Source organism: Futiania mangrovi, from assembly GCF_024158125.1.
In the GTDB taxonomy this organism is placed as follows: domain Bacteria; phylum Pseudomonadota; class Alphaproteobacteria; order Futianiales; family Futianiaceae; genus Futiania; species Futiania mangrovi.
The window spans coordinates 528,444-542,773 of the sequence record NZ_JAMZFT010000001.1 but is presented as its reverse complement, the minus strand read 5'-3'; the positions used below and the strand labels follow the sequence as shown (position 1 = coordinate 542,773).

Genomic DNA, 14,330 nt, shown 5'->3' with positions numbered 1-14,330 from the left:
CCCTCTCCGATGAGTGCGATGTGCCGCCGCTCATTCCTCTGCCCCTTCGAGCGCACGGCGCATGCGGCGCAGGATCACCTTGCGCGCCCGCTCGTCCGCGGCCTGTTCAAGTTCAGCGCGAAGATCGAGCGAGAACTGCGCGAGATCATTGTGCCAATCGAGCGCCGAGACCGCCTCCGGTTCGAGCCGCCGCGGCCCCTTCCGCTCTGCCCGCACCGGCCCCTTGCCCAGCAGGTCGACCTCGTCGTCGATGCGCGGAATGACGACGCGGTCGGCCTCGCAGCCCGCGGCGACCAGCCCGTCGCGCAGCGCGGCGAGCGCGCTTTCCTCGCCGTGCGTGAGAAACACCGTGCGGGAGATGGGCAGCCGCTCCTTCACCCATTCCACCAGTTCGTCGCCGTCGGCGTGGCCGGAATAGAGGTCGATCTGGCGGATCTCTGCGCGGACCTTCACGTCCTCGCCCATGATGCGCACGTCCTTGCGGCCCTCGAGCAGCAGCGCGCCGAGCGTGCCCGGCGCCTGGTAGCCGACGATCAGCACCGTCGCATTGTCGCGCCAGAGATAGTTCTTCAGGTGATGGCGGATACGGCCGGCCTCGCACATGCCGCTCGCCGCCATGATGATCGCGCCGGAGGTAAACCGCGCGATGGCCTTGCTCTCATCCACCGTCTCGGAGAAATGCAGGTTCGGCAGGTGGAAGAGATCGCGCGGACCAGCCGTGTCCTCCAGGTCGCCCGCGTGGCGGTCGAACACCTCCGTCGCGCGGATCGCCAGCGGGCTGTCGAGAAAGACGGGAACGCGCGCCACCTGCCCCTGCGCCATCAGGATCGCGAGGTCGGCCAGAAGCTCCTGCGTGCGCTCGACCGCGAAGGACGGGATGAGCAGGATCCCGCCGTCTGCGAGTGCGCGGTTGACCTCGTCGGCGAACTGGCGCCGCCGGTCACGCGGCGTGACCGTTGGCCGCGAGCGCCCGCCATAGGTCGACTCGCAGATCACATGGTCGAGGTTCTCCGGTCCCTCCGGGTCGGGATGGAAGATCTTGTGCTCGGGCCCCAGGTCTCCGGAAAACAGCATCCGCAGCTTTTCAGGGTCGGCCTCTCCGGTCGCGATCTCGATCTCGATGGAGGCCGAACCGAGGATGTGCCCCGCGTTCCAGAAGCGCGCCCGCACCCCCTCACCGACATGCGTCCAGCGGTCGTAGTCGACCGTGCGGAAGGCTTCGAGCGCGCGCACCCCGTCGGCGCGGGTGTAGATGGGCTCGACCGGCGGGCGGCCTCTCTGCCGGTTGCGGCGGTTCAGGTGCTCGACCTCGCTCTCCTGGATGTAGCCGCTGTCGGGAAGCATGTAGGAGAGAAGGTCGCGCGTACCCTCGGTCGCGTAGATCGGGCCGGAAAAGCCGTGGCGGATCAGCTTCGGCACGAGGCCCGAATGGTCGACATGCGCATGGGTCAGCAGCACGAAGTCGATCTTGCGCGCATCAAAGGGAAAGGCGCCGTAATTCAACTCCTTCAGCGTTTTCGGCCCCTGGAACATGCCGCAATCGACGAGGAACGCCCCGCCCGGGTGTCGCAGCAGGTAGCACGAGCCGGTGACGGTCCCCGCCGCCCCGCAAAAGGTCATTGTCAGCGCCATGCAAGCCTCCCCTTCCGGCGCGCGGCCCATGCGGGCGCGCGGGCCTGCCGTCTCAGCGGCCTCGGAACACAGGCTTGCGCTTCTCAAGGAAGGCGTCCACCCCTTCCTTGTGGTCCTCGGTACGGAAGAGCGTCGACTGGAAGTCCACTTCCGTGCGCAGCGCCTCGTCGAGGGAGGACGGCGCGCGCGCGAACGCCGCCTTGGTCAGCGCGACGGCAAGCGGCGGCCGGCCGACATAGCCCTTCGCCTCCGCCAGCGCGCGGGCCAGCGTCTCACCCTTCGGACAGACCTCGTCGACCATGCCGATGGCGAGCGCTTCGGCGCCCCTCATCTCGATGGCGCGCAGGCACATGCGTTTGGCCCGTGCAGCACCCACGCGCATCGCCAGCGAATAGCTGAGGCCATAGTCCGGCGCGAGACCCACATTGACGAAGGAGGCGCAGAGCCGCGCATCCTCCGCCGCGATCACGTAGTCGCACGCGAGCGCGAGCGAGAGACCCCCGCCATAGGCCACACCCTCCACCGCGGCGATCACCGGCTTGGCGCCATTGGCGATGGCGCGCACCACCTCCGCCGTCTTCTCCATGCGCATCCGGCCCTGGACGATGGGCGGCTGCACCATCTGCGAGATGTCGCCGCCCGCGCAGAAGCGCCCCTCCGCGCCCGTGATGATCACGGCGGCCACGTCCTCGCGCGCCATGACGTCGATCACGGCCACGTGCAGCGCGTCGCGCAGGTCGGGCGCCAGCGCGTTGAGCCGGCGCGGGCGGTTGAGCGTCAGGACCGCGATGCCGTCGGCATCGACGTCCGTGAGAACGAGGTCGGACATGGGCGGGCGCACTCCCTTTCAAGCTCGTTGGCCGTGTTTCGACGGAGTTAGCCGGGCAGCAGGCAGATGCGTCAAGCGCGCTGCGGCGCACGACAGCCCTGCCGCCATCACCCGGCACTGGAAATCGCGCAAGGTGAGGGTCTAGTCTCTGGGCAACGTCATCGAAGGGCCGGCGCACCTGTCCGGTGCGCATCGGCCCCGCACACGCGAAAGGACCAGGGATGCAAACGCTTTACCGTGCCGCACGGATCTTCCTTCCCGGCGGCGAGATGCGCATGGGCCATGCCCTGATGGTCGAGGGAGACCGCATCGCCCGCATCGCATCGGTGGCCGAGTTCGAGGGCTTCGCGGGCAAGACCGTCGACCTTGGCGACGCCACGATCCTGCCCGGGCTGATGGACGCGCACGTCCACCTAGTCTACGGGGCGGAGGGCAATCCATCCATGACCATCCAGTCGCTCACTCCCGGCCAGATCGCCATGAAGGCCTACCAGAACGCGCGCACCTCGCTCGCGGGCGGCATCACGGCGCTGCGCGACTGCGGCGGCAAGGACTATATCGAGTTCGCGGTGCGCGACGCCTGCAACCGGCGGGAACTTCTGGGCCCGACCATCCTCGCCGCGGGCCGCATGATCTGCATGACCGGCGGCCACGGCAACCGGCACGGGCGCGTCGCCGACGGCTGCGACGAGGTGGTGAAGGCCGTGCGCGAGCAGATCCACGCGGGCTGCGACCTCATCAAGATCATGGCGACGGGCGGCGTGATGACCCCGGGCGTCAACCCGGAGGACGCGCATTACACCGAGGAGGAGTTGCGCGCCGGCATCTCCGAAGGGCATCGCTTCCGCAAACACGCGGCAAGCCATGCGCAAGGCGCCGCGGGCATCCTCAACGCCGTGCGCGCGGGCGTCGATTCCATCGAGCACGGCATCTTCCTCGACGACGAGGGGCTGGAGGCGATGCTGGAACGCGGCACCCGGCTCGTCCCGACGCTCGCCGCCGTCAACAACATCCTGCGCCACGCCAACGAGGGCATCCCGGCCTATGCGGTGGAGAAGTCGCGCCGCGTTGCGGAGCGCCACAAGCAGTCGATCGCCAATTTCTACAAGGCGGGCGGCAAGCTGGTGATGGGCACGGATGCGGGCACCCCCTTCAACCGGCACGGCGAGAACGCGCTGGAGCTTGCCTACATGACGGAGGTGGGCGTCGCGCCGAAGGACGCCATCGTCGCCGCGACGGAGAACGCGGCCGACCTCTTCGGCCTCGACGACCGCGGGCGGCTGGTGGAGGGTTCGGCGGCCGACCTGCTCGCCGTGAAGGGCGATCCCGTCGCCGACATCGCCATGGCGGCGGAGAAGGCGAACCATCTGCTCGTCGTGAAGAACGGCGTGACCGCGCACGTCGGCGCGGCGGCGGAGGGCATGGCCGCACCGGCGCTCGCGGCGCTCTGACACACGGGACGCCAGGGGAGCGTCTGCACGCCCCCTTGGCCGCCCCCGCCTTTGCCCCATCTTCTGACCCGGTCCGGCTTGTTGCGCACGCGGACCGGGGACAGGGGAAGCCGTGCATGCGCCGCCGACGCGCACATCCGGTGCGGCACCCCGCGCAACGGGGAGACGACACATGAAACTTGCGCATCTGACCGGCATGCTTGCCGCCTGCGGACTGATCGCCGCTACGGCGGGGATCGCGGGCGCGGCGACCGTCAAGGTCACGCCGCTCGGCAGCCACGAGGGGGAGTTCTGCGCCTTCGACCGCGCCATGGTCTTCGAGGATCCGGACGGCACGCGCATCCTCTACGACGCGGGCCGCACGGTCGCAGGCGCGGGCGACGCCCGCCTCGGCAAGATCGACGCGATCCTCGTCAGCCACATGCACGGCGACCATGTGGGCGACCGCCACATCGCGGGCGCAAGCACCGGCGAATGCGGTCGGCCCGACGTCTCGACCGTCGTCGTGCCCAACACCAACACGGTCAACATCGCGCTCGCCAAGGGGGCGAAGATCGTGACCGGCAGCGAGATGCCCTCCTTCTTCGCCGCCAAGCTGACGGAGCTGGGCGGCGATCCGAAGAACTCGCAACTCGTGCGCTTCGGCGCCTCGCGCAAGGTGGGCGGCGTGACGATCACGACCGTGCCCGCTGTGCATTCGAACGGCATCAATGGCGCGATGATCGGCGGCATGCTGGGCGAGATGCTGAGCAAGGCGGGCCTCACGGCCTATGCCGGGCCGCCGACGGGCTATGTGCTGACCTTCAGCAACGGCCTCGTGGTTTATCTGTCGGGCGACACGGGCGTCACCGCCGAGCAGCGCACCGTCGTGTCGGAGCAGTACGGCGCGAAGCTGGTGGTGATGAACATCGGCGACACCTTCACCACGGGCCCGCGCGAGGCGGCCTTCGTCATCAACGACCTCATCAAGCCCGCAGCCGTGATCCCCTCGCACGCCAACGAACCGGCGACCAAGGGCGGCGAGGTGGTGGCCGGGACCCGCACCGCGACCTTCCTCGCCGCGGTCGACGTGCCCGCCCATGTGCCGATCAGCGGCCGGACGATGGAGTTCGGGGCCGACGGCCTCTGCGCCGCGGGTTGCTGAGCCTTCAGCGTGCGGCGGGGCTTCCGGCCCGCTGCGCCGCGCGCACCTCGCGCTCCAGCGCATCGAGGAAGCGGGAGCGGTCGGCCTTCGTGAACGGCCGGCCGCCACCCCCCGCCCCCAGCGGGTTGGCCGCCCGCAGGTCCGCCATCAGGTCGCGCATGGCAAGCTGGTGGCCGATGTTGGCCGCGGTGAACGCCTCCCCATTGTGGCGCAGGACGCGCGCGCCCGCCTCGATGCAGCGCGCCGCGAGCGGGATGTCGCCCGTCACGCACACGTCGCCGGGACCGATGCGCTCGGCAATCCACATGTCGGCGGCGTCGGGACCGTCGGGCACGACGACTGTGTGGACCTTCGGATCGGGGTTCGGGCGGATGCCGCCGTTCGAGACGACGAAAACCTCCAGCCCGTGCCGCTCGGCCACGCGGAAGGTCTCCTCCTTCACGGGGCAGGCGTCGGCGTCGATGTAGATGCGTGTCATGGGGGCCGGTCTATCCCCGCGCGCGGATCGCGTCCAGCACCGGCAGCAGGTATCTGCGGAAGGCGTCCGGGTTCTCGCTCATCGGGAAATGGCCCATGTCCTTCATGGTGACGGGTTCGACCCCACCGCCGATGCCGCGCGCGACCTCGGCCGTATCCTCGGGTGCGCAGGAATAGTCGTACTCGCCCGTCAGCAGATGGATGGGGCAGCGGGCCGGGTCGATCCGGTGCAGCCGGTCGCGGATGTCGCCGTCGATCTTGTAGAAGTGCAGGTCGCCCTTGAAGATCCCCGGCCCGCCCTGGCAATAGTGCCACAGCGTCTCCCAGCGGTCGGCCTCCGGGCTTGCGGGCGCGACGAGGCCCGAGACGACCGCCGCGCACACCTCCCCATGCACGTCCGGGCGATGGAGCCAATCGAGATCGTAATAGGGATCGACGTGCGCCGACGATTGCAGCCCGATCAGCGCGCGGAAGCGGTCTGCGTATTCTTCCGCCAGGTGCAACACGATCCTCCCGCCGATGGAGCAGCCCATGACCACGGGCCTGTCGAGATCCAGCGCCTCGCAGACGGCGAGCACCTGGTTCACATAGGCGCGGGAGGTGAGCGCATAGTCCTCCTCCTGCCAGCCCGCGGGCGGCGAGGACTTGCCGTGCCAGGGCATGTCGTAGGCGATGACGCGGAAATGCCGCGTGATCTCCGGATCGTTGAGGATCGCGCGGTACTGCCGCCCGTCCGCGCCCGCCGTGTGCAGGCAGACGAGCGGGATGCCTTCGCCTGCCTCCTCGAAATAGACGCGGTGCGGGCGCCCCTCGATCTCGAGATGCATGTAGTGCCCGCTGACGGGTTCGATGCGCGCGGCCATCTCAAGCGCCCTCCGGCCGCAGCGCCGCGAAGACGGCCTTGAAGTAGAAGAGGTTCGCCATGAACGGGTGCAGATTGCCCTCGATCCGCAGCCTGCGCCGCTTCAGCAGCGCGAAGAGATCGTGGTAGCCCGGCGCGGGGCGGGCCTCGGCGAAGCGGTCCCAATCCTCGGCGTCGGCATGGAGTGCGAAGGTGCAGCCCGGCATGACGAAGGGTCCCTTCTCCACCGCTTCGATGCGGCCCGCGCGAAAGGTCAGCCGGTAGCGCGTCTCGCCCGCCCCGACGAGGACGACCGCATCGACCAGCCTGCCCCGGCGCACCAGACGGGTGTCGGCGTTCACGCGGTCCTGCAGACGCTCGAACATGGGAGGGCCTCCGTGTCCACCGCTCAGGCCGCGCCGACGTCGAAGACGCTGCCACCGAAGCCCGCTTCCTCCGGGATCTCGATGTAGCGGCGACCGTCGCGGGCATAGACGCGCGGGTTGATGGTCATGGGCGGGTCGTTGCGGGCGTTGGAGAGGGCCTCCTCCACCGAGTGCGCGCGGGCCAGTTTCTCCAGGTTGCGGCGCGTGGCGAACACCATCGTCACCTCGCCCGCGTCGGCCTTGGCGATGGCGTCGGCGGGTGCGATCCAGACGCTGTCCACCGCCTCGCGCCCGTCGTGTCCCGCGCCCTCGACCTGCGCGTGCGGTGCTTCCGCGATGAAGAACGGCGTGTCGAAGCGCTTGGCCATGATCGCGGGCGTGATCCAGTGCGCGAAGGGAACGAGGCGGTCGAGCCGGAGGCACAGCCCCTCGCGCGTCGCCATCTCGGCCATGGTCGTCTCGCCCCGCTCCATGGCGGCGGCGTAGGCATCCTTCAGGGCCGTCGCCCGCTCCGCCCCGATCTCCTCCCCGTTCTCGGTCGCGAGCAGCACGCCCGTCTCCTCGAACGCCTCGCGCACGGCGGAGACGCGGAAACCGAGGTCGGCATCGCTCAGACCCTCGGCGCCCGCGCAGAGGTCGCGCAGCCGTGGGTCGGCGTCGGCGGCATCCACCTTGCCGCCCGGGAACACCATCGCGCCGGACGCGAAGTCGATCTGGTGGTGCCGGCGCACCATGAACACCTCGAACCCGTTGTCTCCGTCGCGGACGAGCAGGATGCTGCTCGCAGGCTTGGGCACCACGTCGGCATATTTTCCTTCCAGGTCGAACCCGGACATCGCGAGGTTTCCGTTCATCTTCCCATCCCGTTCCAGCGGCCCACGGCCGGCGCGTGTCCGCCCGGCTCCCTTTCCTAGCAGTTTGACAAAGGAACCGGGCCCGCGTCTCCCCCCAAGCGCGGGCGCACGAACATGGCGGGCATGTGCGCCTTGCTGCCGGCTGACCCAGATCAACGCCGGCGCGGCCCGAACCGCTAGACTGCACCCGGCAAGCCGCCCGGCCAGTGGGTCCGGGCGAGAACCGCTTCCGTGAACGGAAGCCTGCTGGGGATGGACCATGCCGGAGCGCGCCGGAGACGGGCGGATCGTCGCCATTCATGGCAGCGTGGCTGACGTGCGCTTCGGGCGCGAGGCCCCGCAGTCGGGCACCCGCCTCGACGCGGCCGACGGCGCCATCGTCATGGAAACCGAAAGCCTCGTTGCCCCGCACACGGTCCGCGCGCTGGTGCTGACGGGGGCCGACGCGCTTACGCTCGGCATGGCGGTGGAGGATACTGGAGAGCCGCTGACCGTGCCGGTCGGCCCGGGCCTTCTCGGACGCGCGATGAACGCGCTGGGGGAACCCGTGGACCTCCTGGGGCCGCTCGATGCCGCCGAGCGCCGCCCGATCGGCGGAAGCGGCGTCCCGCTGTCGCGCCGCCGCGTGGAGAGCGGCATCTTCGAGACGGGCATCAAGGCCATCGACCTGCTCTGCCCGTTGGAGAAGGGCGGCAAGGCGGGCCTCTTCGGCGGCGCAGGCGTCGGCAAGACCGTGCTCATCGCCGAGATGATCCATAACATGGTCGAGGGCTACGAGGGCGTCAGCCTCTTCTGCGGGATCGGGGAACGCTGCCGGGAGGCGGAGGAGCTTTACCGCGAGATGGGCGAAGCGGGCGTGCGCGACCGCACGGTCATGGTGTTCGGGCAGATGAACGAGAGCCCGGGCATCCGCTTCCGCGTGGGCCACGCCGCGATGACGGTGGCGGAGTATTTCCGCGACGAGCTGCACCAGAACGTGCTCGTGCTCATCGACAACATCTATCGCTTCGTGCAGGCGGGCGCGGAGGTGTCGGCGCTGCTGGGACGGCTGCCGTCGCGCGTGGGCTACCAGCCGACGCTGGGGACCGAGCTTGCGGCGCTGGAGGAGCGCATCTGCTCGACCGCGTCGGGCGCGATCTCTTCCATCCAGGCGGTCTACGTGCCCGCCGACGACTTCACCGACCCCGCCGCGACGCACACCTTCGCGCACCTGTCCGCCACGATCGTCCTGTCGCGCAAGCGCGCCGCGCAAGGGCTCTACCCCGCCATCGACCCGCTGAAGTCGCTCTCCAAGATGCTGACGCCCGCGACCGTGGGCGAGCGGCACGACCGTATCGCGCGCGCGGTGCGCGAGACGCTGGCGGAATACGAGGATCTCAAGGACATCATCGCCATGCTGGGCATCGACGAACTGTCGGAGCGCGACCGCGCGCTCGTCGCCCGCGCACGGCGCCTGGAACGATTTCTCACCCAGCCCTTCCACACGACCGGGCAGTTCACGGGTCACGCCGGGCGATACGTGACCATCGCGCAGACGCTCGACGCCTGCGAGGCCATCCTGTCAGACGCCTTCGCCGGCCGGTCCGAGAGCGACTTCTACATGATCGGCGGCCTCGACGACCTGGCGCCCGGGGAGACAGATGCGCCTGACGCGGACAGGCGGTTGCAGGGGGCGGACGCATGACGATGCACCTCACCCTCGTCACCCCGAAGGCCACGGTTCTCGACATCGAAACGACGCGGATCGTCGGCGAGGCGCAGGACGGGGCCTTCGGGCTGTTGCCGCGGCACGCGGGCTTCGCGACGGCGCTGAGGCCCGGCATCCTCGCCTACACCCTGCCCGACGGGACGGAGAGGTTCGCGGGCACCGACACGGGCACTCTGGTCAAGGCCGGCCGCGAGGTTCGCGTCGCTGTGCGCGCGGCGATCGTGGGCGACGATCTGGAGACACTGCACCACCAGGTCACCGCGGCCTTCGTGGACCTCGACGAGCACGAGCGCACCGCGCGCGCCGCGCTTGCCCGCCTGGAAGCAAGCATGATCCGCCGTTTCATCGACCTGGAAAGGCCGCCGGCATGACGACCCCCGCCGACACCGGGCCTCGGCGCGACCCCGATCCGGACCGGGTCGCCGACCGGATCGGAGAGAGCGCCGCGCGCAAGGCCCGCGCCCGTGCCCGCGGCGAGCGCAGCGTTTGGTTCGGCCTCGGCATGTTCGGGCTCGTCGGCTGGGCGGTCGCGATTCCGACACTGGCGGGCGTCGCGCTGGGCGTCTGGCTCGACGCACATGTGGGCGGCCGCATCTCCTGGACACTTGCGCTGCTTCTGGCGGGCGTCGCGCTGGGCTGCCTCAACGCCTGGTTCTGGGTCAGCCGGGAGAGCCGCCATGACTGACCCGCGCACCGCCGGACAGGTTCGCACGCCATGAACATCAGCACGGACCAATGGGTGATCTGGCAGGGCTGGGGCCTGACGCTCAACGCCACGATCGCGTTCACCTGGGCGGTGATGGCGCTGCTCGCCGTGGGGGCACGGGCGATCACGCTGCGGCTGGACGACAGCGAGACGATCTCGCCCTGGCAGAACATGCTGGAAGTGATCGTCACCGCCATCCGCGGCCAGATCGCCGACGTCGGCGCCGACCGGCCGGACACCTACCTGCCGTTCGTGGGCACCCTCTTCCTGTTCATCGCGGCGGCGAACCTGCTGGCCATCGTCCCGGGCTATGCGCCGCCGACGGCGTCGCTGTCCACGACCGCGGCGCTGGCACTTTGCGTCCTGATCGCGGTGCCGGTCTACGGCATCCGGCGAAGGGGGCTGGCACGCTATCTCCTGGGCTATGCGCGCCCGACACTGCTGATGCTGCCGTTCAACATCCTCGGCGAGATCTCGCGCACCATCGCGCTTGCCATCCGTCTCTACGGCAACGTGATGAGCGGGACCGTGATCGCGGGCGTGCTGATCGGCATCGCGCCCTTCTTCTTTCCTGTGGTCATGCAGCTTCTGGGGCTGATCACGGGCTTCGTGCAGGCCTACATCTTCGCCATTCTCGCCATGGTCTACATCGCCTCCGCAACGCGCGCCCACGTCGGCGCGGGCGACGAGAACGGCCGCACGCCCCCTTCCTCCCCCGAGCCAATGGAGAACGAGCCATGGACTCCTTCGACCTGATCGCGGCCGTCTCGATCCTGACCGCGGGCCTGACGATCGCCGTCGGCTCCATCGCGCCAGCACTGGGCGAGGCGCGGGCCGCCGCGCAGGCGCTCGCATCCATCGCCCAGCAGCCGGACGAGGCGAACACGATCACCCGGACCCTGTTCGTGAGCCTCGCCATGATCGAATCCACCGCGATCTACTGCTTCGTGGTCTCGATGATCCTGCTTTTCGCCAATCCCTTCGTGGAGACGGCGGCGACGGTACCGGGCGGCTGAGGCGATGCAGATCGACTGGATCACGGTCGCCGCCCAGGCCGTCAACTTCCTTGTACTGGTCTGGCTTCTGAAACGGGTGCTTTATGCGCCGATCACGCGCGCGATGGCGCGCCGGGAGGAGCGGATCGCCGCACGCCTTGCCGATGCGCGCGACGCCCGCCAAACCGCCGAGACCGAGGCCGAAGCGCTCAAGACCGCGCGCAAGGCGCTCGACGACGACCGCCAGCGCATCCTCGCCGAGGCCAGGGAGGAAGCCCGCGCGCTCGAGGCGCAGCTCGAGGAGGAGGCGCGCGCCGCCGCCGCGGAGGAGCGCGAGGCCTGGCGTGCCGAGGTGGAGAAGGACCGGATGGAGTTCCTGCGGGACCTGCGCCATGCCGCGGCTCATCACATCCATGCGCTCGGCCGCGACGTGCTGCGCGACCTCGCCGACGCCGATCTCGACGCCCGCGTGGCACAGCGCTTTCTCGACGCGCTTTCGGCCCTCGACGCAGCGGCAGCCCGGAGGCTTGCGCAAGGAGCCGAAGAGGACGGCGGCCGCGTGCAGGTGGCGAGCGCATTCGATCTGCCGCAGGCGGTCAAGGCCAGCATCACGCGCGCCGTCCACCGGCTGACCGGCACCGCGACCGAGGTGCTTTATGCGCGTGCGCCGGACCTGGTCCTGGGCGTGCGGCTGCAGGCGGGCGGGCAGACGGTGGAATGGACGCTGGCGGCTCATCTCGACCGGCTGGAAGCCGCGATGGACCGCGCGCTCGGCACGCCACGGGCAGGCGACCTGTGAGGACACGCGCAATGGGCGGACTGAAGGGCCTCGCCGAGGAGATTGCCACCGGCCTCGACCGGGCGGCGAAGGAGACGCGCCTGCGCCTCGAGATGGGAGAGACAGCCCGCGTCCTGCGCGTCGGCAAGGGCGTCGCGGCGATCGCCGGCTTCAGCGAGCTTCGTGCAGGCGAACTCGTCGCGTTTCCCGGAGGACTGCACGGCATGGCGACCGACCTGGACGGACGCGAGGCCGGGGTCGTCCTGCTCGGCCCGTCCGACGAGATCCGGGAGGGCGCAGCCGTCCGGCGCACCGGACGTGTCGCGGATACGCCCGTCGGCCCCGCCCTGCTCGGCCGCGTCGTCGATCCGCTGGGCCGCCCGCTCGACGACCTGGGCCGGATCGACGCCGCCGCGCGCCGCCCGGTCGACCGCCCGGCGCCGCCGATCATGCACCGCGCGCCCGTCTCGGTTCCTCTGCAGACCGGGATCAAGGCAATCGACGCGACAATCCCCATCGGGCGCGGCCAGCGGGAACTGATCCTGGGGGACCGCCAGACCGGCAAGACCTCGGTCGCGCTCGATACCATACTCAACCAGAAGGACACGGGCGTCGTATCGGTCTATTGCGCCATCGGCCAGCGGGCGGCATCGGTGGTGCGGGTGATCGCCACCTTGCGGGACGCAGGCGCCCTGAAGCGCACCGTCGTCGTGGTGGCGGGCGGCGAGGACGCGCCGGGCCTGCAATACCTCGCCCCCTATGCCGCGACCGCGATGGCGGAAGCGTTCATGGAGCATGGCACCGACGTGCTGATCGTCTACGACGATCTCACGCGCCACGCCCGCGCCTATCGGGAGCTGTCGCTGCTGCTGCGCCGCCCGCCGGGACGCGAGGCCTATCCGGGAGACATCTTCCACATCCATGCCCGCCTGCTGGAGCGCGCAACCCGCCTGCGGCCCGAGCACGGCGGCGGCTCGCTGACCGCTCTGCCTGTGATCGAGACGCAGGCGCAGAACATCTCCGCCTACATCCCGACCAACCTGATCTCCATCACGGACGGACAGGTGTTCCTCTCGCCCGCGCTGTTCGCGCGCGGACAGCTGCCGGCCGTGGACATCGGCCGCTCTGTCTCCCGCGTCGGCGGCAAGGCACAGCACCCCGCCTACCGCGCCGTCGCGGGCGACCTGCGGCTTGCCTACGCGCAGTTCGAGGAGCTGGAAACCTTTGCCCGCTTCGGAACGCAGCTCGACGCCGAAACCCGCCGCACGCTGGAGCGCGGCCGCCGCGTGCGCGCGATCCTGCGCCAACCGGAGCGGGACCACCTGAGCGTGGCCGAGCAGATCGCCGTCCTGCTCGCCACCACGGAGGGCCTGCTCGACGAGGTCGCGCTCGAACGCTGTGCAGAGGCGGAACGCGCGATACGCCAGCGCGTCCGGCGTGATCCGGACGGCCTCGCCGCACGACTGGCGACCGAGGCGCCGCTGGCCCGGGCCGACCGGGAGGCTCTCCTCGACGGCCTGCGCGATGCGCTCGCCTCGGCCGGCCTCGTCGACCGCGCGGGAGGCGATCATGGACACCCTTGAGACGCTTGCCGGCCGCATCGAGACGACGGGCGACATCCGCGGCGTTGTCCGCACGATGAAGGCCCTGTCCGCCGTCAGCATCCGGCAGTACGAGCGCGCATCCGCTGCCATGCACGACTATCATCGCACTGTGGAGCTTGGGCTGCAGGCCGTCCTCGCTGGCCATGCGGGCGCCATGCGCACGACCCCCGCACCCGCCGGGCGCCGGGTCGCGGTCGTCCTCGGGTCCGACCGGGGCTTGTGCGGGCGGTTCAACGAGGCCGTGGCCCGCTTTGCCGACCACGACCTGCGCGCGCGCGCCCATGCCGGCGAGCCCCCGCCCCTGATCCTCGCCGCGGGGGTGCGTGCCGCGGACCGGCTGGTAGCGCTGGGCCGCACACCCTCCATCGTCGAGACGATGCCGGGGGGCGTCGACGGCCTCGTCCGCATGTCGCAGGCGATCCTCATCCAGCTCGAAAGCTGGCGCACGGCGGAGGGTGCGGGCACGATCCGCGTCTACTTCAACCGGCGGATGGCGGAGGGCGCCAGGTCGAGGCCGGCCTCCCGATCCCTTGCCCCCCTCAGCGAGGCCTATCTCTCCCAACTCGCGGGGCGCGCCTGGCCCGCCCGCGGCCCGCCAATGTTCACAATGGACCGGAAGGCGCTTTTCGCCGAGCTGGCACGGGAACTGATGTTTGCAAACCTCTACCGCGCCGGAGCGGACTCCCTGGCGAGCGAGCATGCGACCCGGCTCGCCGCCATGCAGGCCGCCGACCGCAACATCGAGGAGCGGCTGGCCGACCTGGAGGCTGCGTTCAGCCGGATGCGCCAGGAGGCGATCACGTCCGAACTCCTCGACCTTGCCGCGGGCTACGAGGCGGCGCAGGGGTGACCTCCGCCGAGGATACTGGACAAGCGACGCGCGGGGCGCATGTCATGGCATCGACGAACACGCGCGCGAAGGGAG

16 protein-coding genes are annotated in these 14,330 nt (G+C 70.2%); 10 read left to right on the top strand and 6 right to left on the bottom strand.

All coding sequences use genetic code 11. The features are described 5' to 3' along the window. Positions 1 to 30: 30 nt before the first annotated feature. Both NJQ99_RS02720 and NJQ99_RS02715 read right to left on the bottom strand, forming a co-directional pair. Positions 31 to 1,632 (bottom strand): MBL fold metallo-hydrolase, encoded by a 1,602-nt coding sequence (locus NJQ99_RS02720; protein ID WP_269331260.1) that lies wholly within the window; start codon positions 1,630 to 1,632, stop codon positions 31 to 33. 52 nt (positions 1,633 to 1,684) lie between these two features. Beyond that, positions 1,685 to 2,461 (bottom strand): enoyl-CoA hydratase/isomerase family protein, encoded by a 777-nt coding sequence (locus NJQ99_RS02715; RefSeq protein WP_269331259.1) that lies wholly within the window; start codon positions 2,459 to 2,461, stop codon positions 1,685 to 1,687. Between the two features lie 221 nt (positions 2,462 to 2,682). On the opposite strand from NJQ99_RS02715, the gene NJQ99_RS02710 reads away from it, so the two are divergent. Further along, positions 2,683 to 3,912 carry a metal-dependent hydrolase family protein gene (locus NJQ99_RS02710; protein ID WP_269331258.1) on the top strand — a complete coding sequence of 410 codons (1,230 nt, stop codon included), beginning with the start codon at positions 2,683 to 2,685 and terminating at the stop codon, positions 3,910 to 3,912. 172 nt (positions 3,913 to 4,084) lie between these two features. Next, positions 4,085 to 5,056: an MBL fold metallo-hydrolase gene (locus tag NJQ99_RS02705; protein WP_331283240.1), complete on the top strand. Its 972-nt coding sequence runs from the start codon at positions 4,085 to 4,087 to the stop codon at positions 5,054 to 5,056. A gap of 4 nt (positions 5,057 to 5,060) precedes the next feature. On the opposite strand, the gene NJQ99_RS02700 is transcribed toward NJQ99_RS02705, so the two are convergent. The 4 genes from NJQ99_RS02700 to NJQ99_RS02685 are packed head-to-tail and all read right to left on the bottom strand — an operon-like array spanning position 5,061 to position 7,614. Further along, entirely contained in the window at positions 5,061 to 5,534 is a 474-nt protein-coding gene (locus NJQ99_RS02700) for a YaiI/YqxD family protein (RefSeq protein ID WP_269331257.1), read from the bottom strand. Between the two features lie 10 nt (positions 5,535 to 5,544). Beyond that, a complete protein-coding gene (locus tag NJQ99_RS02695) occupies positions 5,545 to 6,396 on the bottom strand; it encodes an alpha/beta fold hydrolase (protein ID WP_269331256.1) in 852 nt (283 codons plus the stop codon). Position 6,397: 1 nt separating this feature from the next. After that, positions 6,398 to 6,760 (bottom strand): hypothetical protein, encoded by a 363-nt coding sequence (locus tag NJQ99_RS02690; RefSeq protein ID WP_269331255.1) that lies wholly within the window; start codon positions 6,758 to 6,760, stop codon positions 6,398 to 6,400. A gap of 23 nt (positions 6,761 to 6,783) precedes the next feature. Then, on the bottom strand, positions 6,784 to 7,614 hold the full coding sequence (locus NJQ99_RS02685) for an NUDIX hydrolase (RefSeq protein ID WP_269331254.1): 831 nt from the start codon (positions 7,612 to 7,614) through the stop codon (positions 6,784 to 6,786). A gap of 259 nt (positions 7,615 to 7,873) precedes the next feature. On the opposite strand from NJQ99_RS02685, the gene atpD reads away from it, so the two are divergent. Genes atpD through NJQ99_RS02645 form a run of 8 tightly spaced genes read left to right on the top strand, consistent with a single transcriptional unit; the run spans position 7,874 to position 14,255 of the window. Beyond that, complete coding sequence (gene atpD, locus NJQ99_RS02680; protein WP_269331253.1) at positions 7,874 to 9,298, top strand: F0F1 ATP synthase subunit beta; 1,425 nt, start codon at positions 7,874 to 7,876, stop codon at positions 9,296 to 9,298. After that, on the top strand, positions 9,295 to 9,693 hold the full coding sequence (locus tag NJQ99_RS02675; protein WP_269331252.1) for an ATPase: 399 nt from the start codon (positions 9,295 to 9,297) through the stop codon (positions 9,691 to 9,693). The genes atpD and NJQ99_RS02675 overlap by 4 nt, the downstream gene beginning before the upstream one ends. Then, positions 9,690 to 10,007: an AtpZ/AtpI family protein gene (locus NJQ99_RS02670; RefSeq protein ID WP_269331251.1), complete on the top strand. Its 318-nt coding sequence runs from the start codon at positions 9,690 to 9,692 to the stop codon at positions 10,005 to 10,007. Before NJQ99_RS02675 ends, NJQ99_RS02670 begins: the two co-directional genes overlap by 4 nt. 30 nt (positions 10,008 to 10,037) lie before the next feature. Further along, positions 10,038 to 10,784, top strand: a complete 747-nt coding sequence (locus NJQ99_RS02665) for a F0F1 ATP synthase subunit A (protein WP_269331250.1) — start codon at positions 10,038 to 10,040, stop codon at positions 10,782 to 10,784. After that, on the top strand, positions 10,766 to 11,044 hold the full coding sequence (locus NJQ99_RS02660) for a F0F1 ATP synthase subunit C (RefSeq protein ID WP_269331249.1): 279 nt from the start codon (positions 10,766 to 10,768) through the stop codon (positions 11,042 to 11,044). Before NJQ99_RS02665 ends, NJQ99_RS02660 begins: the two co-directional genes overlap by 19 nt. A gap of 4 nt (positions 11,045 to 11,048) precedes the next feature. After that, the gene (locus NJQ99_RS02655; protein ID WP_269331248.1) at positions 11,049 to 11,822 is read left to right on the top strand and encodes a F0F1 ATP synthase subunit delta; all 774 of its coding nucleotides are present in this window, start codon (positions 11,049 to 11,051) and stop codon (positions 11,820 to 11,822) included. A gap of 11 nt (positions 11,823 to 11,833) precedes the next feature. Beyond that, entirely contained in the window at positions 11,834 to 13,384 is a 1,551-nt protein-coding gene (locus tag NJQ99_RS02650) for an alternate F1F0 ATPase, F1 subunit alpha (protein WP_269331247.1), read from the top strand. Then, positions 13,371 to 14,255, top strand: a complete 885-nt coding sequence (locus tag NJQ99_RS02645) for a F0F1 ATP synthase subunit gamma (RefSeq protein ID WP_269331246.1) — start codon at positions 13,371 to 13,373, stop codon at positions 14,253 to 14,255. The genes NJQ99_RS02650 and NJQ99_RS02645 overlap by 14 nt, the downstream gene beginning before the upstream one ends. The last annotated feature ends 75 nt before the right edge of the window (positions 14,256 to 14,330 follow it).